General features: G+C 59.3%; 20 protein-coding genes. 11 read left to right on the forward strand and 9 right to left on the reverse strand.

The window, feature by feature from the left end; translation table 11 throughout:
* Window positions 1-246 precede the first annotated feature (246 nt).
* Window positions 247-1146: a site-specific tyrosine recombinase XerD gene (gene xerD / locus ACB042_RS09835; RefSeq protein ID WP_157162088.1), complete on the forward strand. Its 900-nt coding sequence runs from the start codon at window positions 247-249 to the stop codon at window positions 1144-1146.
* Here xerD and ACB042_RS09840 read toward each other — a convergent pair.
* A complete protein-coding gene (locus ACB042_RS09840; protein ID WP_157162089.1) occupies window positions 1143-2678 on the reverse strand; it encodes a sensor domain-containing diguanylate cyclase in 1536 nt (511 codons plus the stop codon). The two genes, xerD and ACB042_RS09840, sit on opposite strands and share 4 nt — an antisense overlap.
* An 86-nt stretch (window positions 2679-2764) precedes the next feature.
* The gene (gene mscL / locus ACB042_RS09845) at window positions 2765-3175 is read right to left on the reverse strand and encodes a large-conductance mechanosensitive channel protein MscL (protein ID WP_157162090.1); all 411 of its coding nucleotides are present in this window, start codon (window positions 3173-3175) and stop codon (window positions 2765-2767) included.
* Between the two features lie 316 nt (window positions 3176-3491).
* Here mscL and ACB042_RS09850 point away from each other — a divergent pair, with 316 nt between their 5' ends.
* From ACB042_RS09850 to ACB042_RS09860, 3 genes are all read left to right on the forward strand, one after another.
* A complete protein-coding gene (locus tag ACB042_RS09850) occupies window positions 3492-4139 on the forward strand; it encodes a disulfide isomerase DsbC N-terminal domain-containing protein (RefSeq protein ID WP_005335146.1) in 648 nt (215 codons plus the stop codon).
* Window positions 4105-5835: a single-stranded-DNA-specific exonuclease RecJ gene (gene recJ / locus ACB042_RS09855; RefSeq protein ID WP_371178321.1), complete on the forward strand. Its 1731-nt coding sequence runs from the start codon at window positions 4105-4107 to the stop codon at window positions 5833-5835. Before ACB042_RS09850 ends, recJ begins: the two co-directional genes overlap by 35 nt.
* A 157-nt stretch (window positions 5836-5992) precedes the next feature.
* A complete protein-coding gene (locus tag ACB042_RS09860) occupies window positions 5993-7177 on the forward strand; it encodes a MerR family transcriptional regulator (protein WP_371178322.1) in 1185 nt (394 codons plus the stop codon).
* Window positions 7178-7245: 68 nt separating this feature from the next.
* Here the strand turns inward: ACB042_RS09860 and lnt are convergent, their stop codons facing one another.
* The 5 genes from lnt to miaB all read right to left on the reverse strand — a co-directional run bounded on the left by lnt (window position 7246) and on the right by miaB (window position 12917).
* On the reverse strand, window positions 7246-8790 hold the full coding sequence (lnt, locus tag ACB042_RS09865) for an apolipoprotein N-acyltransferase (RefSeq protein ID WP_302245438.1): 1545 nt from the start codon (window positions 8788-8790) through the stop codon (window positions 7246-7248).
* Between the two features lie 148 nt (window positions 8791-8938).
* Window positions 8939-9823 (reverse strand): CNNM family magnesium/cobalt transport protein CorC, encoded by an 885-nt coding sequence (gene corC / locus ACB042_RS09870; RefSeq protein WP_005354092.1) that lies wholly within the window; start codon window positions 9821-9823, stop codon window positions 8939-8941.
* A gap of 95 nt (window positions 9824-9918) precedes the next feature.
* Complete coding sequence (ybeY, locus tag ACB042_RS09875; RefSeq protein ID WP_005354089.1) at window positions 9919-10383, reverse strand: rRNA maturation RNase YbeY; 465 nt, start codon at window positions 10381-10383, stop codon at window positions 9919-9921.
* Window positions 10380-11429 carry a PhoH family protein gene (locus ACB042_RS09880; RefSeq protein ID WP_005362369.1) on the reverse strand — a complete coding sequence of 350 codons (1050 nt, stop codon included), beginning with the start codon at window positions 11427-11429 and terminating at the stop codon, window positions 10380-10382. The genes ybeY and ACB042_RS09880 overlap by 4 nt, the downstream gene beginning before the upstream one ends.
* Window positions 11430-11483: 54 nt before the next feature.
* Complete coding sequence (gene miaB, locus ACB042_RS09885) at window positions 11484-12917, reverse strand: tRNA (N6-isopentenyl adenosine(37)-C2)-methylthiotransferase MiaB (RefSeq protein WP_279486658.1); 1434 nt, start codon at window positions 12915-12917, stop codon at window positions 11484-11486.
* A gap of 265 nt (window positions 12918-13182) precedes the next feature.
* On the opposite strand from miaB, the gene ACB042_RS09890 reads away from it, so the two are divergent.
* The 4 genes from ACB042_RS09890 (at window position 13183) to ACB042_RS09905 (ending at window position 16889) form a co-directional block, all read left to right on the forward strand.
* Window positions 13183-14346, forward strand: coding sequence for an FAD-dependent oxidoreductase (locus tag ACB042_RS09890; RefSeq protein ID WP_371178323.1), 1164 nt, complete (start codon window positions 13183-13185; stop codon window positions 14344-14346).
* A gap of 49 nt (window positions 14347-14395) precedes the next feature.
* On the forward strand, window positions 14396-14962 hold the full coding sequence (locus tag ACB042_RS09895; protein ID WP_371178324.1) for an isochorismatase family cysteine hydrolase: 567 nt from the start codon (window positions 14396-14398) through the stop codon (window positions 14960-14962).
* 132 nt (window positions 14963-15094) lie between these two features.
* Window positions 15095-15751: a cold shock domain-containing protein gene (locus ACB042_RS09900; protein ID WP_371178364.1), complete on the forward strand. Its 657-nt coding sequence runs from the start codon at window positions 15095-15097 to the stop codon at window positions 15749-15751.
* A 199-nt stretch (window positions 15752-15950) separates the two neighbouring features.
* Window positions 15951-16889, forward strand: coding sequence for a diguanylate cyclase (locus ACB042_RS09905; protein WP_371178325.1), 939 nt, complete (start codon window positions 15951-15953; stop codon window positions 16887-16889).
* 94 nt (window positions 16890-16983) lie between these two features.
* Here ACB042_RS09905 and ACB042_RS09910 read toward each other — a convergent pair whose 3' ends face one another.
* The gene (locus ACB042_RS09910) at window positions 16984-17892 is read right to left on the reverse strand and encodes a LysR family transcriptional regulator (RefSeq protein WP_371178326.1); all 909 of its coding nucleotides are present in this window, start codon (window positions 17890-17892) and stop codon (window positions 16984-16986) included.
* Window positions 17893-18008: 116 nt separating this feature from the next.
* Here ACB042_RS09910 and ACB042_RS09915 point away from each other — a divergent pair, with 116 nt between their 5' ends.
* Entirely contained in the window at window positions 18009-18254 is a 246-nt protein-coding gene (locus ACB042_RS09915) for a hypothetical protein (protein WP_040066840.1), read from the forward strand.
* Window positions 18255-18262: 8 nt separating this feature from the next.
* Window positions 18263-18910, forward strand: a complete 648-nt coding sequence (locus ACB042_RS09920; RefSeq protein ID WP_371178327.1) for an HAD-IA family hydrolase — start codon at window positions 18263-18265, stop codon at window positions 18908-18910.
* Window positions 18911-19024: 114 nt separating this feature from the next.
* Here ACB042_RS09920 and ACB042_RS09925 read toward each other — a convergent pair whose 3' ends face one another.
* On the reverse strand, window positions 19025-19627 hold the full coding sequence (locus ACB042_RS09925; RefSeq protein ID WP_005348028.1) for a nitroreductase family protein: 603 nt from the start codon (window positions 19625-19627) through the stop codon (window positions 19025-19027).
* A gap of 248 nt (window positions 19628-19875) precedes the next feature.
* On the opposite strand from ACB042_RS09925, the gene ACB042_RS09930 reads away from it, so the two are divergent.
* Complete coding sequence (locus ACB042_RS09930) at window positions 19876-21426, forward strand: sensor domain-containing diguanylate cyclase (protein WP_168797117.1); 1551 nt, start codon at window positions 19876-19878, stop codon at window positions 21424-21426.
* Window positions 21427-21574 lie beyond the last annotated feature (148 nt).

Genomic DNA, 21574 nt, shown 5'->3' on the forward strand with positions numbered 1-21574 from the left:
CTTCTCTCTGTTGGCGCTTTCTCGCTTGCTTTTGGCGCGTTCTCGCATGCTCGTGTGGGCTGCGCCATGTTGGCAACACGATGGGTAACGTAAGGGGAGGGCGCCAGTCTAGCAGATTGCCATTCGACCTTCACCGCCCGGCAAGGGGCGTGGCAAACGAGCCTTATCTTTCCACTGAAAGTGCCTTGTCTTTCCAAGGAGTTGACGCGTTACAATGGGCCATCGATCCCCTGATTGCAGCGCACCATGAGCAAGCCTGACCCCCATCCCCTGATTGAACCCTTTCTCGATGCCCTCTGGCTGGAGCGGGGATTGTCTGACAACACGATCAGCTCCTATCGCAGCGATCTGGAGAAGTTCTCCCTCTGGCTCGACGAGCAGGGGAGCTCGCTGCTGCTGGCGGGGATGGACGAGATCCAGCACTACCTCGCCTGGCGGGTCGATCACCAGTTTGCGGCCAGCAGCACCGCCCGTTTTCTCTCGGCCCTGCGCCGTTTCTATCAGTATCTCAACCGTGAGAAGCTGCGCAGCGATGATCCGACCGTGCTGCTGGAGGGGCCCAAGTTGCCGAAAAAACTCCCCTCCGATTTAAGCGAAACGGAGGTGGATGCGTTGCTGAGTGCGCCGCTGGTGGATGACCCGCTGGAGTTGCGGGACAAGGCAATGCTGGAGCTGCTCTACGCTACCGGGCTGCGGGTCTCCGAGCTGGTGGGGCTCACCGCCGAGCATGTCAGTTTGCGGCAGGGCTTGGTGCGGGTTATTGGCAAGGGTAACAAGGAGCGGTTGGTGCCGATGGGCGAGGAGGCGATGCACTGGCTGGAGCGTTACTACCGCGAGGCCCGCACCCTGCTGCTGGGGGGCACCAGCTCGGATGTGGTGTTTCCCTCCAAGCAGGCCCGTATGATGACCCGCCAGACCTTTTGGCACCGCATCAAGCTTTACGCGCAGCGGGCCGGGATTAACGGCGAGCTATCCCCCCATACCTTGCGCCACGCCTTCGCCACCCATCTGCTCAACCACGGCGCCGACCTGCGAGTGGTACAGATGCTGCTGGGGCACGCGGATCTCTCCACCACCCAGATCTACACCCATGTGGCCAACGAGCGACTCAAGGCGCTGCACGGGGAGCACCACCCCCGCGCTTAAGCCCGTTGCAGCCGATTTTTGCCCGCTTGTTTAGCCTGATAAAGGGCTGCATCGGCGCGGGCCATCACACTGTCTGGCGCATCATTCAGGGATTCGGCAATGCCACCGCTAAAGGAGACGCTTAAGCCCTTTTCACGCCAATCCTGTTGCCCCATGCTGATACGCCACTGCTCCATCAACTGCTGTGCACTGGCAATATCCGTCTGTTCAAAAATAGCGACCAGCTCTTCCCCCCCAAAGCGGCACAGGGTTGCCTGTTCCTCCAGCAATTGGCTACCGAGCTGAGCGGTGCGCTTCAAAACGGCATCACCGATGGGATGACCATAGGTATCATTTATTTTTTTGAAGTTATCAATGTCGATAATTGCCAATATGTATTGGTTATTTTCTTTATGTAGAGTGGCGAGTGCCTCTTCCAAATAACGGCGGTTGTACAAGCCGGTTAATGCATCACGCAGCGATTTTTCTGTTTCGGCCTGCATTTTGTCTGAAATCATCACGATTTCATCCTCCAGCTCCTCTATGCCAGCCAGCTTGGGGATAATAATCTGTTGCCCTGGAGGGGTAATACGCAATTGTCTAACAACTTGTACCAATGTGCTGATAGTATGCTCCAGACGTTGTCTGAAAATAATGGCAACTAGTGTGAATATCGATAGTGACAATACCAGAGTGATAAATATAGTAGGCAGTATCTCACCAATCAAAATATCGCTCTTGAATGGAAATACAGTAATAACCAGCCACGATGGGTTGTTGTGAAGGGCGTGATATGAAATGAGATCACCATTTTTACTCATTAAGGTACCATTCCTGCCTTTCAATTCAGAAATCCATGGTTGGTCAAGTCGACTGCCGTTTTCCTGAGGGTCGCTGTGAGCCACAATCATCTTACTGCCTCGGTCAAAGAGCATATATACAACATTGTTACTACTCTCCAGAATCCGCCCTATACGTGCTGAAAATACTTTCAAGTTCAGGTCGATGCCAATCACGCCAAGAAATTCCCCCTGATTATTAAAAACAGCATGGGAAAGGGTGACGACCGGCATTTTTTCAATCGCGTCAATGTAAGGGGAACTCCAGATATTGATGCCGGGATGCTCGATAGCATTGCGGTACCATGGACGTTCCGACTCTTTGAACTCAATCGGGGTAGGATGAAGAGAGAAATTGATATGCTTGTTATCCTGAAGCATGTAGTACACGGTTTTTATTGGGCCATCAGGGTAAAGAAGGTATTGCCAAATGTCGCGATAACGTTGTTTTAATTCCGGGGGAAGATCTCCATTATTCTCAGTAATGTCAGCAATGATGATATTTATTTGCCTCTCAACCGAAGAGAGTGAGTTATCCCATTGCTGCGCAGTACTATCGTTAAAAAATCTGGCGGTGCTTAGCAAGGTGTTTTTCTGCATAACAGAAAAAAGGTACGCACTACCCAATGTGGTCAAAACAAGTGGCAGCGCAAGCAGCAAAAGAAAACGGAGAATAAAGCTGTGATTGGAGTTTGCAGCAGTGGAGGTTTGCATAGTCACGACGCCTATATAACTTTACGCCATCTAACCATAGCCCATGGGCATCGTGACACACATACACACCAGTCTGGGGAGTCGGCTTAACGCTCCTGTTGAGATTTCAGCAGATCACGGATCTCGGTCAGCAGCTCCTGATCCTTGGTCGGGCCTGCCGGGGCGGCGGCTTCTTCTTCCTGCTTTTTCTTGAGGGTGTTGATGGCCTTCAGTCCCATGAAGATGGCGAAGGAGATGATCAGAAAGTCGATGATGGTCTGGATGAACTTGCCATAGGCGATGACCACGGCGGGTGTTGCACCTTCTGCGGCCTTCAGGGTGATCGCCAGGTCGCTGAAGTCCACGCCGCCCAGGATCAGGCCGATGGGCGGCATGATCACGTCACCGACAAAAGAGGAGACAATTTTGCCGAAGGCGGCACCAATGATGATACCGACCGCCATGTCGATGACGTTGCCGCGGGCGGCAAAGGCTTTGAACTCTTGAATCAGACTCATTATTTCCTCCGAAATTAAACAAGATAGCGCGTTGATTACCCTTGCCAAAGGGCAAACTCTTGTCAGGAAAAACAGAGGCTAAGCCGCGTTGTTCCTGTCGTCCTGACTAGCTTGCGGGCGTTATGAGTCCTTGGCAATCGGGGGGAGCCATTTTTTTGGTACAAAGTGATATTAATTTTTTGGTAAGTAGTTGGTTGAATGATGAGCTGTGCTGCTGTAGTTTGCTGGGTCGATTCATTCATACCACGTGAGTAAACAAGTGAAGTATTTACTACTGGGAATGATGCTTTTGTGCACATTTGCTGCCAGAGCGGGGATGGATACCCAAGCCTTGAAACAGACCATCACAGCCCGGCTGGGGGTCCCCGTCTATCTGGTTGAACCGACCCCGATCGCGGGGTTGTATATGCTGGGCACCTCACAGGGGGTGCTCTACAGCGATGCCAAAGGGGATTATGTGGTGCAGGGGGTCATGCTGGATATGACCCGCGACATGAAGAACCTGACCATCTCTGGTATGCGTGAGCAGCGCCGACTTGGCTTGGCACAGGTGGCCCATGCCCCCATCGTGCTCAAGGCTCGGGATGAGCGTCACCGGGTCGCGCTGTTTCTCGGCGAGCAGGACGCCAAACGCCGTCAGCTCTCCGGCACCTTGCAACACCTGCAGGCATCTGGGGTGAGCGTGGCTCTCTATCCGGTGATTGATCACGCCGAACGGGCCGCCGACTGGTGCAGCGATCCCCTGCTGCAAAATGATCCGTTAAAAGCCTATTTGCCTCAAACGGCATGTAGTGAGACCCTTATCCAAAATATTGGCCTGAGCCAATGGTTGGGGGTCAAGGTACTGCCGGCCTGGGTCTCCTCCGACGGGGATCTGGTGCGCGGGTATCAGAGCCCCGAACAGCTGCTCAAGATACTGGATCATATTGATGTCCCTGCAAATCCGTCGTCGTCCGCGAGTTGATGATTCCCATCTGCCTGCCGCCCTGCATCCCCTGCTTCGCCAAATCTTCGCCAGCCGTGGCGTAGAGGATCCCGCCCTGCTGGAGCGCAGCGCCAGCCAGCTGTTGCCCCCCCAGCGCCTCTATGGGATGGAGCAGGCGGTGCCGCTGCTGGCGGATGCCCTGATTGCCCAGAAACGGATCCTGATTGTCGGCGACTTCGACTGCGATGGTGCCACCAGTTCGGCGCTGTGTGTGCTGGCCCTGCGCGCCATGGGGGGTCGCCACATCGATTTTCTGGTGCCCAACCGCTTCGAGTTTGGCTACGGCCTCACCCCCGAAATTGTTGAGCTGGCGGTGGCCCGCGGCGCCGAGTTTCTGATCACGGTGGATAACGGCATCTCCAGCATCGCCGGGGTGGCGGCAGCCAAGGCGGCGGGCATGCAGGTACTGGTTACCGATCACCATTTACCGGGTCAGGAGCTGCCTGACGCCGATGCCATCGTCAACCCGAACCAGCATGGTTGCGATTTCCCCTCCAAGTCGCTGGCCGGGGTGGGGGTAGCCTTCTACCTGATGGCGGCCCTCAACACCCATCTGCGTCAGCTCGGCTGGTACGAACGGCAAGGGTTGCGAGCCCCCAATGTGGCGGATTACCTCGATCTGGTGGCCCTCGGCACGGTCGCCGACGTGGTGGCGCTCGATGGCAACAACCGCATTTTGGTCCATCAGGGCTTGCAGCGGATCCGGGCCGGGCGCTGTCGCCCCGGCATTCAGGCGCTGGTGGATGTGTCGGGCCGCGATGGTCGTCGCCTCACCGCCGCCGACCTCGGTTTTGCACTGGGGCCACGCCTCAATGCGGTGGGCCGTCTCGATGACATGTCCCTCGGGGTCGCCTGTCTGCTCTGCGATGATCTCAATCTGGCGCGCCAGCTTGCGGCCGAGATGGACAGCCTCAATCAGGAGCGCAAGGAGATCGAGCAGGGGATGCAGCAGGAGGCCCTCGCCACTCTGGAGCAGATCCGGTTTCGCGATGGCGAGGTGCCGTCGGGCATAGTGCTGCACCGCAACGAGTGGCATCAGGGGGTGGTGGGGCTGGTGGCTTCCAAGGTGAAGGAGAAGTACTACCGCCCGGTCATTGCCTTTGCCGAGAGCAGCGAGAGCGAGCTCAAGGGCTCCGGCCGCTCCATCCCCGGCGTGCACTTGCGCGATGCGCTGGAACTGCTCGATACCCGCCACCCGGGCCTGATGGGCAAGTTTGGTGGCCATGCCATGGCGGCGGGGTTGACCCTGCCCAAGGCCAACATTGAGGCGTTTGGTCGGGCCTTTGAGGCGGTCATCAGCGAGCTGGTGACGCCGGAGCTCTTGACCGGGGTGCTGCTCACCGATGGCGAGTTGTTGCCGGATGAGCTCAATATCGAGCTGGCGGAGCTGATTCGCGCCTCCGGCCCCTGGGGTCAGGCCTTCCCCGAGCCGCTGTTTGACGGCGAGTTCGTGCTGGTGCAGCAGCGGCTGGTGGGGGAGAAACACCTCAAAATGATGCTGACCACCGATTCCGGTCACGCGGTGGATGCCATCGCCTTTGGCGTCGATCTCAAGCGCTGGCCCGATGCCACGGTCAAGCGGGTGCGGCTTGTCTACCGGCTTGACGTCAACGAGTGGCGCGGCAACCGCAGCGTGCAGCTGCTGGTGGAGCATCTGGAGGCAGCCGGTCTCTGAGTCAAGAGCATCGCAGCCCTATCGCTGACAACGGCCACCCTCGGGTGGCCGTTTTTGTTGGCGGATCTCTGGAAAAGGGCGTTGACCTGTCTATAGCTTTACAGTTTAAGCTCGTCTCTATCGGGTCACCTGAGGGCCCGCACCGTGAGTGATTGCCATGAAAATATCCGAACTGGCCCGCCGCTGCGGCCTCGCCCGCTCCACCCTGCTCTATTACGAGAAGCTGGGGGTGATTGCCGGCACCCGGGCCGCCAACGGCTATCGCCACTATGACGAGGGGGATCTGCAGCGACTGCAGATGGTGCAGGCCCTGCAGGCAGGTGGTCTCAGCCTCAAGCAGTGCCTTGCCTGTCTGGCTGGCGAGATAGATCAGGCGGCATTGCAGGCCCGGGTCAGGGAGCTGGATGAGGAGCTGGCGCGGATGCAGCGCGCCCGGGATCTGTTGGCGGATCTGGCAGGGCTGCGCCCGCGCTCCGGTGAGGAATTCAAGGCCTGGCAGCTGCAACTGCAGCGCGAGGCACCGGAGGCCTACTTCGCGTGGGTGATGAAACAGGGTTTTAGCGAGAAAGATCGCTACCACTTGCAATGGTTGAGCAAAGATATGAATGAACATGAGCGTTACATCAAAGACTTTATCCAGCTGCTGGATGGCATGAGTTACTGGGGGCCGGGGGATCGCGCCTTCACTCAGCAGCAGTTTGCCGCCTTGCCCATCCGGCCGCGCCGGATCCTCGACATGGGCTGCGGGCGCGGGGCTTCAACCATGGCTCTGGCGCAGGTGACTGATGCCGACATTGTGGCCATCGATCTGGAAGAGGAGGCGCTGGCCGCCGTGGCGCACTCCGCCCGTGCGGCAGGCTTTGAGCATGTCTCCACCCTCTGCGCCAACATGGCGGCATTGCCGGACGATCTGGCCCCGGCCGACCTCATCTGGGCAGAGGGGAGCGCTTACGTGATGGGGGTTGCCAATGCACTGAAGGCGTGGCGTCCGCTGCTCGCGAGCCCGCAGGCTTGCATCGTGCTGAGTGATGCGGTCTGGCTGACCGATAACCCGCCCGAGGAGGCATTGGCATTCTGGCAGCAGGATTATCCCGCCATGCAGACGCTGGCGGGCCTGCTTGAGACGATACAAGCGGCAGGCTACCGCTGCCTGTCACACACCCCATTGCCGATGAGTGCCTGGAACAATTATCTGGACCCCATCGAGGTCAATCTGTTGCGCTATCGAGACGAGCTGGGGGAGAGTGCCGCCTGGCAGGATTTGAGCCGGGAAGTGGCCATCCACCGCCAATATCTGGGCAGTTACGGCTATGTGATCTGCTGCCTGCAAAAAGATACTTGATAAGTTGTCGTAAAAAAAACGAGGCGCCTGCGGGCGCCTCGTTGTTTATCAGGGATTGCGGATGGCCATTACAGCTCGCGGGCCCAGGGGTGGGCCTTGGGGCGTAGCGCCAGCGCCAGACCCAGCAGCAGTACGGTCAGACCGTAGAGGGGCCAGCTGCCAAAGCGCATGTAGGGGGTCTCACCGTGGGCGGGACGCACCTCGCTGCGCAGCACGCCCGCTTCAAACTGCGGGATCTGGCCGATGATGCTGCCGTCGATTTCGGTAACGATGGTGATGCCGGTGTTGGTGTCCCGCAGCAGCGGACGAGCCAGCTCCAGCGCGCGCATCCGGGCGATCTCCATATGCTGCCAGGGGCCGATGCTGGTGCCGAACCAGGCGTCGTTGGAGACTGTCAGCAGGAAGTCGGTATCGGTATTGACGTTGCGGCGCACCTCTTCCGGGAAGATGATCTCGTAGCAGATGGCGGCGGCAAACTTGAGCCCCTTGGCGATCAGGTTGGGCTGCACTTCGTCACCCCGGCTGAAGGAGGACATCGGCAGGTTGAAGAAGGGGGCGATGGGGCGCAGCAGATCTTCAAACGGCACGAACTCGCCGATGGGCAGCAGGTGGTACTTGTTGTAGCGGTTGGAGTGGTTGTAGAAGTAGGACTCCTTGCCATCCGCATCCTGCACCCCCATGCCGAGCACGGTATTGTAGAAGCGCTGTTGCTGCTCGTCGTAGTGAATAATCCCCGCCAGCAGGCCGGTATCGTTCACCTTCATCGCCTTGTCCAGATTCTCCAGATAGGGGCCCATCGCCTTCTCGATGGCCGGGATCGCCGACTCCGGCCAGATGATGATGTCAGCATCCTGATTCTCGCGGCTCAAGTCCTGATAGGTGCGCACCGTGGGGGCCAGCGCCTCCGGATCCCATTTGAGGGATTGGGCGATATTGCCTTGCACCAGCGCCACCTTGACCGGCTCGCCACGGGTCACCCAGTTGAGCTGCATCAGACCGTGGGCACCGGCCACCAGCAGGGCGGGCACCGCCAGCCACAGTGGCGAGCGGGATTTCCACACCAGCCAAATGGCGGAGGCGGAGAATAGCAGTGCTAGGGTGATGCCCTGTACCCCGAGAATGGGAGCAAATCCCTTGAGCGGGCCGTCGATTTGGCTGTAACCAAACCAGAGCCAGGGGAAGCCGGTCATCACCCAGCCGCGCAGCCAGTCAGCGACCAACCAGAGGGCCGGGAAGGCGAGCAGCCAGCGGCTCCAGTGACGGCCGCCAAAGAAGCGGGCAAAGACCCAGCAGGCGAGCGTCGGGTAGAGTGCCAGATAGGCGGAGAGCCCGGCCAGCAGCACGAAGGCGACCGGCAGCGGGATGCCGCCAAACTCTGTCATGCTGACATGGATCCACCACAGCCCCGGTAAAAAGAGTCCCATGGCGTAGCCAAAACCGCGCCAGGCGGCCTGTTTCGGCGTGGCTTTGTCCAGCAGGGCGTAGAGGCCAAGCAGGGAGGGGATCACCAGCGGCCAGTAGCCGAAGGGGGAGAAGGCCAGCACGGCGATGGCACCAGAGGCCAATGCACTGAGGCTTAACAGAATTTTGGAAGTAACAGGGGATAATCTCACGGGCGATGGTGCTCGTCTTGGTGTGCAACTGGGGTCGAATGGCCGGTATCTTAACCTGTAAGCGGGGCAACGGCGAGCCTCGATGCCGGTGGCAGAGAGCACAACGCCCCGAGGTTGGGGCGTTGTTTCACACATCGAGCGGATCTGCTTATTGCGGCTCGGATTGCGCCGCCGCGTGGTGCTCGGGGATCTTCACCTGCAGCTGCTGCAGACGGCGCCGGTCGGCATGCATCACCTTGAACAGGTAGCCGTCCAGCTCGATCTCCTCGCCCTTCTTGGGCAGGTGGCTGAAGGCGTGCATCACCAGACCGCCTACCGTATCCACCTCTTCATCGCTGAATTTGGTGCCGAAGAAGTCGTTGAAATCCTCGATCTCGGTCAGGGCACTGATGGAGAAGACCCGCTTGCTGAGGCGGCGGATTTCGTCCGGTTCATCCTCGATGTCGTCAAACTCGTCGTCGATCTCGCCAACGATCAGTTCCAGTATGTCTTCGATGGTCACCAGGCCGGAGACGCCACCAAATTCGTCGACCACGATGGCCATGTGGTAGCGCTCTTCACGGAACTCCTTGAGCAGACGGTCAACCCGTTTGCTTTCCGGCACGATCACCGTGGGGCGCAAGATTTTCTCGAGCTGCAGCGGCTCGCTGGCGTGATGGCCGCCAAACCCGAAGGGGAGCAGATCCTTGGCGAGCAGAATGCCCTCCACATGATCCTTGTCCTCGTTGATCACCGGGAAGCGGGAGTGGCCGGACTCGATGATCACCGGCAGGATTGCATCCACCGGCTGGGACTTCTCGATGGTCACCATCTGGGAGCGGGGGATCATGATATCGCGCACGCGAAGATCGGCGATCTCCAGCACCCCCTCGATCATGTCCTTGGTGTCCTGATCGATGAGGTCGCGCTCTTCGGCATCGGCTATCACGTCTACCAAATCATTGCGGTCTTTTGGCTCGCCCTGGAAGAGTTGGCTGAGTTTGTCGAGCCAGGTTTTCTTCGGCGAGCCGGTACTAGGGTGATCGTCGGTCATTTTCTCTCTTGGTTACTCGTATGAACACACTTGAAATAGTTCGGGTTATATAAGGATGGCCATCTGCTGTTTCAAGTCGATGACCGTCCGGCGTTTTACTCTTCGTCGTTCAGATAAGGATCGGCAAAACCGAGCTCCTGCATGATGTCGCGCTCAAGCGCTTCCATCTCTTCGGCTTCCTCATCCTCGATATGGTCATAACCTAGCAGATGCAGACTGCCGTGCACAACCATGTGGGCCCAGTGGGCCATGAGGGGCTTGCCCTGCTCCTCGGCCTCGCGCTCTACCACCTGACGGCAGATCACCAGATCGCCGAGCAGCGGCAGCTCCAGACCGGGTGGCGCCTCGAACGGGAAGGAGAGCACGTTGGTGGGCTTGTCCTTGCCGCGATAGGTGAGGTTGAGCTCGTTGCTCTCCGCCTCGTCGACGATGCGCACCGTCACTTCTGCCTCCTGCTGGAAGCCGAGAATGGTGCCGTCGAGCCAGCCTTGCAGTTGGGCTTCGGTGGGCAGGCCGTCAGTGCTGGCACTGGCCAGCTGCAGATCCAGGGTTACGCTCATTGCTCACTCTCTTTGCTGGCGTTTGTTTGGCCGGCCACCTTCTCGGCGGCCTGTTTGGCGTCGAACGCCTCATAGGCCTGCACGATACGGGCCACCACCGGGTGGCGCACCACGTCTTTGGACTCGAAGAAGTTGAACGACAGACCATCGACCCCTGGCAGCACTTCCAGCGCGTGGCGCAGGCCGGATTTGGCGTTGCGCGGCAGGTCTACCTGGGTGATGTCACCGGTGACCACTGCCTTGGAGTTGAAGCCGATCCGGGTCAGGAACATCTTCATCTGCTCGGTGGTGGTGTTCTGGGCCTCATCGAGAATGATAAAGGCGTCATTGAGGGTTCTTCCGCGCATATAGGCGAGCGGCGCCACCTCGATGATGTTGCGCTCCATCAGCTTCTCGACCCGCTCAAAGCCCAGCATCTCGAACAGGGCGTCGTAGAGGGGGCGCAGGTAAGGATCCACCTTCTGGGAGAGATCGCCGGGCAGGAAGCCCAGCTTCTCCCCCGCTTCCACCGCCGGACGGGTCAGCAGAATGCGGCGAATTTCCTGACGCTCCAGCGCATCCACCGCCGCTGCGACCGCCAGATAGGTCTTGCCGGTACCGGCCGGGCCTATGCCGAAGCAGATATCGTGGCGCACGATATTGGCGATGTACTGGGCCTGATTTGGGCTGCGTGGCTTGATGAGACCGCGCTTGGTCTTGACCGTCACTTCCTTGCCATAGGGGATGCTCGGCGCCGGTTCGTCATCCTGCTCCAGCACTCGCGACTCCTGAATGGCCAGATGGACCATGTCGGGGGTGATGTCGGTCACCTTGCCACCCTTGAGTGGCTGGGTTTCCACATAAAGGTGCTTGAGGATGACGGCGGCGGCATCCAGCTGGGCCGGTTTGCCCACCAGCTGGAAGTGGCTGTCACGGTAGCTGATCTCGACGCCGAGGCGGCGCTCCAGCTGCTTGATATTGTCATCGAAGGGGCCGCACAGGCTGGCAAGGCGCTGGTTGTCGGCGGGCTCCAGATGCAGATTCAGGGTCGAGATGTGTCGGCTCAAAATATCCTCGTCTCAAGGCGCTCCCCATCCGCCGGGCGAATGGGGAGGAGGGGATTAATGGGGTGTGAAAGCGGCCACGCCCAGCTCGTCCGGTACGTTATCCGGGCGACGGGCCAGGATTTCGCTCGGGGCGGTGGCGATCCGCAGGTTCATCTCGCTCTCGCCGCGGATGAACTTGCCGCGCAGGGAGTTGGGACGTACCTCGGTGATCTCCACGTCGGCAAAGCCGCCGATCAGGGTGTGCTGGCCTTCAAAGTTGACCACCCGGTTGTTCTCGGTGCGGCCACACAGCTGCATCGGGTCGAGCTTGGAGGGCCCTTCCACCAGGATGCGCTGGGTGGTGCCCAACATGGCGCGGCTAATCTGCATCGCCTGGTTGTTGATGACGTGCTGCAGGCGGGCCAGACGGGCTTTCTTCACTTCCATGTCGACATCGTCTGGCATGTCGGCGGCCGGGGTGCCCGGGCGCGGGCTGAAGATGAAGCTGAAGCTCATGTCGAAACCCACATCCTCGATCAGCTTCATGGTCGCTTCAAAGTCTTCGTCCGTCTCGTTCGGGAAGCCAACGATGAAGTCGGAGCTGATGGTGATGTCGGGACGGGCGGCACGCAGGCGACGGATCTTGGATTTGTACTCCAGGATGGTGTGCGGGCGCTTCATCATGGTCAGAATACGGTCGGAGCCGCTCTGCACCGGCAGGTGCAGGAAGCTGACCACTTCCGGGGTGTCTTTGTAGACTTCGATGATGTCGTCGGTGAACTCGATCGGGTGGCTGGTGGTGTAGCGAATGCGATCGATACCGTCGATGGCGGCTACCAGACGCAGCAACTCGGCGAAGGTGCAGATGCCGCCATCAAAGGTCGGGCCGCGGTAGGCATTGACGTTCTGGCCGAGCAGGTTCACTTCGCGCACGCCCTGCTGGGCGAGCTGGGCGATTTCGTAGAGCACGTCGTCCAGCGGTCGGCTCACCTCTTCACCGCGGGTGTAGGGCACCACGCAGTAAGTACAGTATTTGGAGCAGCCTTCCATGATGGAGACGAACGCGGTAGCCCCTTCGGCGCGCGGTTCGGGCAGGCTGTCGAATTTTTCGATCTCGGGGAAGGCGATATCAACCTGGGCACCATGGCCCTCTTGCACTTCCTTGATCATGGCGGGCAGGCGATGCAGGGTCTGCGGGCCGAACACGATATCCACATAGGGAGCGCGTTGGCGAATCGCATCGCCCTCCTGAGAGGCAACGCAGCCACCCACGCCGATCACCAGACCGGGCTTTTTGGCCTTGAGCTTTTTCCAGCGTCCCAGCTGGTGGAACACCTTCTCCTGCGCCTTTTCGCGGATGGAGCAGGTATTCAGCAGCAAGACATCTGCCTCTTCGGGCTCTTCGGTAAGGGTGTAGCCATTGCTGGCATCCAACAGGTCGGCCATTTTGGACGAGTCATACTCGTTCATCTGGCAACCCCAGGTTTTAATGTGAAGTTTCTTGCTCATTGCTTCTCTTGACTTGTTTTGAAATCGGCATGGTCAAAGGACCGCGCATTTTACTCCGCAATCTGGATACTGCCTAGCTAATATCCAGCTGGCAATGGTGCTCACCCGATACCTGTTGCCAGCAAGCTCAATAAGCTTTCTCCTTGATTTGACGCAGCAATTCCCCGTTTGTCTCACTGTTTATCAGTCGCCCTTGCGCTATCATGCAGCCATCCGGTTTACGTCCGGGCGCTGTCGCCGGACGCACCCTTTCAGGAATAAATGTATGGAACAGTGTGATATCGCCATCGTCGGCGCCGGCATGGTGGGCGCCGCCACCGCCTGTCTGCTGGCGGCTCAGGGTCTCTCGGTGCGGGTCATCGAGACCCAACTGCCGGAGCATTACGCGCCGGAGCAGCCGCTGGATCTGCGGGTCTCCGCCATCAGTCAGGCCTCGGTGGCGCTGCTGGAGCAGGCCGGTGCCTGGCACCATCTGCAGCAGATGCGGCTCTGCCCCTACCGCCGGCTGGAGACCTGGGAGCTGGACGGTTTTGCCACCCGCTTCAATTCCGCCGACCTCGGTCTGCCCCAGCTCGGCTACATCATCGAAAACCGGTTGGTGCAGCTCGCCCTGCTCAAGCGGATGGAAGATTTTCCCACCATCCAGACCCACACCCCGGCGGCTGTGATGAGCCTGCGCCAGAGTGCAGATGAAGCTGTGCTGACTCTGGACGACGGCACCGAGCTGGCGGCCCGCTGGGTGCTGGCTTGCGACGGCGCCGAATCCCACACCCGCAAGCTGGCCGGTATCGGCGTATCGCGCTTCGAGTACCGCCAGCACTGCATGCTGATCAATATCGACACTGACTTTGCGCAGGAAGATATCACCTGGCAGCAGTTCACCCCGAGCGGCCCGCGCGCCTTCCTGCCGCTGCCCGGTCAGCACGGCTCTCTGGTGTGGTATGACAGCCCGGCCCGGATCCGGGCGCTGGCGGCCATGAGCAACGAAGGGCTTGCTGCCGAAGTGCGCCGCCACTTCCCGAGTCGGCTCGGCGGGTTCACCGTCACCGGCAAGGGGAGCTTCCCGCTGGTGCGCCGCCACGCCAACGACTATCACGTCGGCCGGGTGGTGCTGCTTGGCGATGCTGCCCACACCATCAACCCGCTGGCGGGGCAGGGGGTCAACCTCGGTTTCAAGGATGTGGCCTGCTGGGTCGACTTGCTGCAAGGGGCCGGAGCCGACTGGCATCAGCTGGCGTTGGCCGAGCGTTACGAGCGGCGCCGTCTTCCTGACAACCTGCTGATGCAGTCGGGAATGGATCTCTTCTACGGGGTATTCAGCAACGAGATTGGCCCGCTCAAGCTGGCCCGTAATCTGGCACTCAATCTGGCGGATAAAGCTGGCCCCTTAAAGGAGATGGCGCTGCGCTATGCACTGGGGCTGGTTTGACAGGTAGAAACCAGATAGCACGGGCTGAATGCGCGAAGGAGCAAAGGTGATGAACAAGGCACTGCTGGTGATCGATTTTATCAACGATATTGCCCATCCCGATGGGCGCATTGCCGCCTCCGCAGCCCATGTGCTGGAGCAGGATGCCATCGCGCATGCCAATCTGGCGCTGGCCCATGCCCGCGCTCACGGCTGGCTGGTTGTGCTGCTCAAGGTAGGCTTTGACGGCGGCTATCAGCTGCAGCCCAAGGGCTCTCCCATGTTTGGTCGTGCTCACCAGTTGGGGGCGCTCTCTTTGGCTGACAGTGGCACCGACTTTCATCCTGATCTGGATGTGCAACCCGGTGATCTGGTGCTGGCCAAGCCCAGGGTCAGCCCCTTCTATGGCACGGCGCTGGAGCCTGCGCTGCGGGCCAATCACATCGACCACCTCTATCTGTGCGGGGTGAGCACCAGCTGGGCCATTCAGGCGGCAGCGCGGGATGGTCACGATCGCGACTACGCCATCACCATTCTGGAGGATGCCTGCGCCGCCGCAGATGCCACCGAGCATCACACCTCGCTGCGGATGCTGGGGCGCATCGCCGAGATCATCAAGGTGTCCCGGCTGGCTTGATCCTTAACGCAGGCAGCACCCGAGCACCGTGTTGAGATTGACTCTGTGGCCCCCTGTCGGGCCGCAGTGCTTTTGGGCAACATGATTGTCGGGCAATCTAGTGCTCACATGGATAACAACAAGGATGGACAGATGCGTTATCAGGGACGGATCGCGAGCTGGAACGAGGCGCGCGGCTTTGGATTTATTACGCCGGAGCAAAATGGCGCCGAGCAGGCAACCAATGGATCACGCAGTGCGGGGCTGTTTGTGCATGTTACGGCGCTGCAATCAGATGGCCGAGTGCCAGAGCCGGGGGAGCGTGTCACCTATCTGATCGGCAGTGGCCAGGATGGCAAGCCAAGGGCGTTACAAGTCTTTTTCCCCGATCGCCCGCTCACGTTGGCGGATGCCGTGCCGTCGGCCGCATCATCAGCGGCGTCATCGTTTCGGGCGGCAAGTCAGCCGCCACGACCCACTTCTACCAGAGAGCGGAGTAACCCCTATCGACGTCGCAAGAGCAGCTGGAGTGGCAAATTGATCCCTCTGCTGGTGCTCGTCGGCCTCTTTTCCATCTATTCCCGTTTCTCGGCCGAGTCGATGGCGCCATTGCCGGTTTCCTCTTTCAATCAGGAGGAGGTCAGTACGCCACAGGCAACGACCTTTATTCGCCAGTGTGATGGTCGGCAGCATTGCTCCCAGATGACCTCCTGCGAGGAGGCAACCTGGTTTTTACAAAACTGCCCTGGTACCAAGATGGATGGGGAAGGAGATGGCATCCCCTGTGAAAATCAGTGGTGTGGTCATTAAATGTGACTTATCAGATACATATGCTCATGATGTGCTCTTGTTATCCGGAACAGGGAAACTGGCCTGAAACCTTGCCGGATAGTGTTCGATGGTGAAATTTGGTCTCAGTTGGCTAAGTGGGAATGGGGTGCTTTACTCTATCTGCTGACTTAATTGTTAATAGATGGCGGTATGCCACTTTTGCCACAGGATGGCCACCATGGCGGATGATATACAGACGCGGCAGAGTTACTTCGCCGAGCGAGCCCATCATCTGGCTGCGCTGCTGGATTCGCTGGAAGACCAGATATCGGTGATAGATCGGGATGGCGTGATCCATTACACCAATCTCGCCTGGGATCTGTTTGCCGAGCAAAACGGTATGCCAAAGGGATATAACTGGATTGGGGTCAATTATATGGGGGCTTGTGATGCTGAATCCGAGCCCTCGGGATTGGCTGCCGTGGAGGGGATCCTCCGGGTTATCCGTCATCAGCAGGAGAAGTTCTATCTGGAATACCCCTGCCACAGCCCCGACACCCAGCGCTGGTTTATGATGCGAGTCGCGCCGGTACCCGGGCTTGATGCCGAGTTTTTTTCCATCGCCCATATCAATATCACCGAGCGCAAGCTGCTGGAGCTGGAAGTTGCCAGCCTCTCCCAACATGATCCCTTGACCGGACTGGCCAATCGGCGGCTATTCAACAGCTTTTTGCATAACGAGTGGCGGCGCAGCATGCGTGAACATACTCCGCTCTCCCTCATCATGCTGGATCTGGATAACTTCAAGGCGTGCAATGACCATCTTGGTCATCAGATGGGGGATGGCTCCCTCCAGCTGGTGGGCCATCTTCTGCAATCCTTCTGCCAGCGTCCGGCGGATCTGCCCTGCCGTTTTGGTGGTGACGAGTTTGCCCTGATCCTCGGCAATACCGATCGAGATGCGGCCCAGCGGATTGGAGAGGAGATCCGTCAGGCCATCAACGATCTCGACATCGTGGTGGCAAATAATATTCAGCTTAGCGCCAGCATTGGCATTGCTACCTACACGGCAGAGCAACTGCTGGAGGGGGAAGGGGCGTTGCTGGCTGCGGCCGATGCGGCGCTTTATTGCGCCAAGGGGGCGGGTAAAAACCGTAGTCACTGCGCCAGCTGTTGAGCCGCATTGCCGCTTTTGTCCTGCATGCGCCCCCTTGATGGGGGCGCACTGTTTTTTGGTTGATCACGGTGCTAGCCACCAGCGAGTGCTGGTTTCAGCGTTCGGGCGTGGCTGATACCGGCAGGGGATGGCTGGCGATCACCTGCCTGACGAAGTGATCCCGGATGGGGTCGGCAAAGTCCGGATTCCATACCATGCTGACTTCCCACTCGGAGCTGGGACCAGAGAGGGGATAGAGGGTGACATCGGGCCCTGCGATAAAGCTGACGCTGCGTGGCAGGATGGCGTTGCCTATGCCCGCCGCGACCAATGCCACCAGCGTCTGGATATCTTCGGCCTCCTGAACCATGCCGGTCAGCCGATTGGCGCCGAGAAAACCGGCGATCTGCTGGCTGAGCCCAGGGCAGCGGTGGCCCACCATCTGCAACAGGGGTTGACTGATCAGTGCCTGCTGGACGTCGAATGCGGCCGGGTCTGGCTCGGTCATCCGTGTCGGCACCGCCAGCACCAGCCGGTCGATCAGCAGTCTGTGCTCCTGCAACTGCGGCATCTGAGGTCTGCGCATAAAGCCAAGCTGCAACTGGCCGGAGAGCAACTGCTCCTGCTGGATGGCGGAGGGCATATCCTGCAGATGGACCATCACGTCCGTGACCTGCTGTTTGAAGCGGGCCACCAGCGCAGGGGCCAGTGCGAAACTCGACAGACCGAAGCCAATTTTGAGTCGACCGGCCACGCCGCTCGCCACCGCCAGCGCATGGCTTTCGAACTCCCGACCGTGCTCGACCAGCGCACTCGCCTGAGTGAGCAGCTGGGCACCGAGCGCTGTCAGCTCGGCACCGTGGCGGCCCCGTTTGAACAGGGTGCAGCCCAGCGTCTGCTCCAGCCCCTGGACCTGCTTGGTGAGGGCCGGCTGGGTGATAAAGAGGCGGCTGGCCGCTTCCCGGTAGTTAGCGGTGTCGGCCAGCGTCACAAACGCCTGCAGTTGCCTCAAGTCGAATCTCATTCCAATTGGTTATCCAAAGTGGCGATTTATTGATTATAAATTATCTAATCGCCTTGTTCTAATGGCTCTGCAAGGGGGGAATAGCCCTCCTCTGAACCGGAACAAGGAGCCATATCATGTCCACTCAACGTTATCTTTTTTTGATCAAGGGCACCCTGGTGCTGGCCCAGCCATTGGCGGCCCCGGAGACGGGGGAGCTGCTCGCCAGCCTGCTGCAACAGGGTTTTGTGGTCGGCCCCTTGCAGGTGTGGGCTGGCAGTGCCGAGCAGGCGCTGGCCTGTTATGAGCGTGCCGCCCAGCAGCAGGCCTTTGCCGATGCACTCTCTGGCTCTCTGCCCGAGCTGGCCGGGGTGCCTGTATGAGTGGTGGCATGAACACGATCACCCTGTCAGTATCCGCCCTGTTGCTCGATATGGATGGCACCCTGGTCTGTTCGACCGGCGATGTGGAGAAGGTATGGCGGCTCTGGTGCCAGCATCATCAGCTTGCCCCAGAGCCGGTACTGGCTATGTGCCACGGTATGCGCTCACGTGAGGTGATCCGGGCGTTGGCCCCGCAGCTGGATGTGGAGCGGGAGGCGGCGCGGCTCGACGAGCTGGAGATGGAACATACCGGTGGCGACGCTATCGCAGGGGCTGGCGAGTTGCTGCGCCACTTGCCGTCAGAGCGTTGGGCCATTGTGACCTCCGCCAGTGAACGGGTTGCCCGCCATCGCCTGAATTGTGCCGGTTTGCCGCTGCCGGCCGTGCTGGTGGGGGCCGAAGCTGTGATCAATGGCAAACCCGAGCCCGAGCCCTATCTGCTGGGGGCTGAACGGCTTGGCGTCTCGCCCGAGCGTTGCTTGGTGTTCGAGGATGCATCGGCCGGTATCGAGAGCGCCCTGCGTGCAGGTTGCACCGTGGTGCAGGTGGGGGGGGATGCGCCGCTCAATCCGGCGGTGGTGGCGGTGATCCGCGACTGGCGCGAGGTGAAGGTGGAGATTGGAGAGACATCCCTGCTGGTGACGCTGCTCACCTGAGCGGTGGATAGAGCGTATTACGACCGCAGATTGCGGTATGAACCATCGCCATCAACACTGTATGCCGCAATAAAAACGCCCCCGAGATGCGGGGGCGTTTTGCTTTCTCAACGGTTATTTGAAAACGCGGAAACGGGTAGCGTCGTCGATAAAGGTCTTGTCGCCGGCCGGTTGCTTGATGCTGCCAAAGGGCATTTGGGCGCGCAGCAGCCAGCTGGCGGGCAGGTTCCACTCCTTGCGTACCGCCTCGTCGATCAGCGGGTTGTAGTGCTGCAGGGAGGCACCGACTTTCTCCTGCGCCAGCGTCGTCCAGACCGCAAACTGGGCGATGCCGGTGGCATGTTCCGACCAGATGGGGAAGTTGTCTGCGTAGAGGGCGAATTTTTGCTGCAGATCCTTGATGACGTCGGTGTCTTCGAAGAACAGCACGGTACCGAAGCCAGCGCGGAAGCTGCCATCTACCTTGGCCTCACTCTGGGCGTAGGCCTCCGGCGGCACAATCTTTTTCAGCTCGGCTTTGACGATATCCCACAGCTTGTGGTGCTGGGCGCCAAACAGGATGACGGCACGGGAGCTCTGGGAGTTGAAGGAGGAGGGGCTGTGCCTGATGGCATCCTGGATCAGGGCCGTCAGCTGCTCCGGCGTGTGGGACACCTGGTCGCCCAGGGCATAGATGGTACGACGTGCTTTGATCTGTTCGATAAACGGACTGCTCATAACATCTCCTTGTTCTGCTTGGCGTTGCAGCCGGTGATGGACGGTTTGTCCAGCGCCTGCCGAATCAGGTATAGACTATAACACCCGCGATGCAGAGCGGGGTTAACCCGGGGTAACTAGCGTTTTTCCTGTCAGTTGATATTCGTTTGCGAACCCTGACGTTTCGTTAATGTTGGAAATGTCATTTAAGGGGCGCGAAAGTGATATTAATCAATGATTCACTCTCCTTTCTCTCCCACAATCCCCGCATGTTTTCTTGGTTCGGATGTGATGTGAGCCGTTCGTATCTCAATAAACGCTACTATGTGCTGGTCCCCCTCTCTGCATTGATTGGTTTGATGATCCTGATAGTGACGATCATCATGGCTATTGCCAGCTATCTGAGGGATATCGACATGACGGTATCCGGCTTCGGCCACATGGCATCCTCCGTTGAAGCGTCCCTGATCCACGAGATGGTGAAGGTCAATGAGCGGCAACTGGCGGTGCTGGAGGCCTCGCTCGACAAGGAGAAGATCGCTCGCGGCGGGCTGGCCGACTCCCCCATCTGGGCCATTGCGCACAAGATCAAACCAGGCAACCACTACATCTACTTTTACAACCTGAACGCGGATCGTATCGACAGCTACCCGGACTGGCTACCGCCCCCCGGTTATCAGGCGGCGCTGCGACCCTGGTATCAGGTGACCACCATGCCGGGCGACGAGCTCGTCTGGTTTGGCCCCTACCCTGAATACAATACCAATGAACTGATACTCAGCCTGATCAAACGGGTGCGGGACGATCAGGGGCAACTGCTGGGTCTGCTGATGGTCGACATGTCGTTCGACTCGCTGCAGCAGGCGCTACAACGGACGGTTGGCGGCAATCAGGCCGCACTCTATCTTACCTTGCGCGACAGCGGCCAGCTGGTGGTGGGCAGCAATATGGATCTGCTGGCAGATCACCCCATCGAGCAGCATCAGGGCCAGCAGTGGCTCGGTCTGGATGTGTTGTGTCATGGCACTTTCCTGAAGCGCGAGCTGGCGGACATTGGCTGGGATCTCAATATCTATCTGCCGCCCGTGCTGTTTCGCAACAGCCTCTATGAGGCGCTGCAGATGGTGGTTTTGCCATTGATCTCCCTGTTTGCCATCTGGTGTTGCACGCTGAGTCTGCTGGTACGGATCTTCCGCCAGGAGCAGGCGCTGGTGTCGGGTTCACTGACCGGCATCGTGCGCAATCTGGAGAGTTCTCCCCCCATCACCAAGGCCAATACCTGGTTTGTGCGACGCAGCCTGAACGAGATCGATCAGGTCAGGGCCAGCTTCCTCAAGGGGCAGGATGCGCTGTTGCGGGACCCTCTGACCGGTATCATGAACCGGCGAGCCTTCGAGCAGCACAAGAGCGCGCTGGAGCTGAGGGGGGAGCGCTTCTGGCTGCTGCTGTTTGATATTGATCACTTCAAAGGACTCAATGACAGTCGGGGTCATGCCTTCGGCGATCAGGTGCTGTGTCGGGTGGCCAACTGTCTTGCTGATGTGCTGGGGGTGAGCACGGTTTACCGGATTGGGGGCGATGAGTTTGCCGCTCTGCTGCAACAGCCAGAGGATGAGCTGGCGGAGAAGCTCAGTTGTCTGCTTGACGTGGTGCGACATCAACAGTGGCGTGAGCACAAGGGGCAGGTCACCTTGAGTATCGGCGGCGCCTGCCATTCACCCGTCGCCGACCCCATCTTCGAGCGTGCTGATGCAGCCCTTTATCGTAGCAAGGAGGCTGGCCGGGACTGCTGGCATCTGGCGGATGAGGCTGCTGACTGACAGCTTTTGTCCCAGCGCGGCGGGTCTGTGCCGGGACACGACAACCAGATTGTGGGTCACCCTGCCGTAATAGTTTGGCTTTTTGGTGATTTTAATCTTTAAATTCAATCGCTTGATTTTACTCTTCCATTTTTGGCAGTAGCCGTGC

This window comes from Aeromonas sp. S13(2024) (genome assembly GCF_041402405.1).
Classification (GTDB): Bacteria; Pseudomonadota; Gammaproteobacteria; order Enterobacterales; family Aeromonadaceae; genus Aeromonas; species Aeromonas veronii.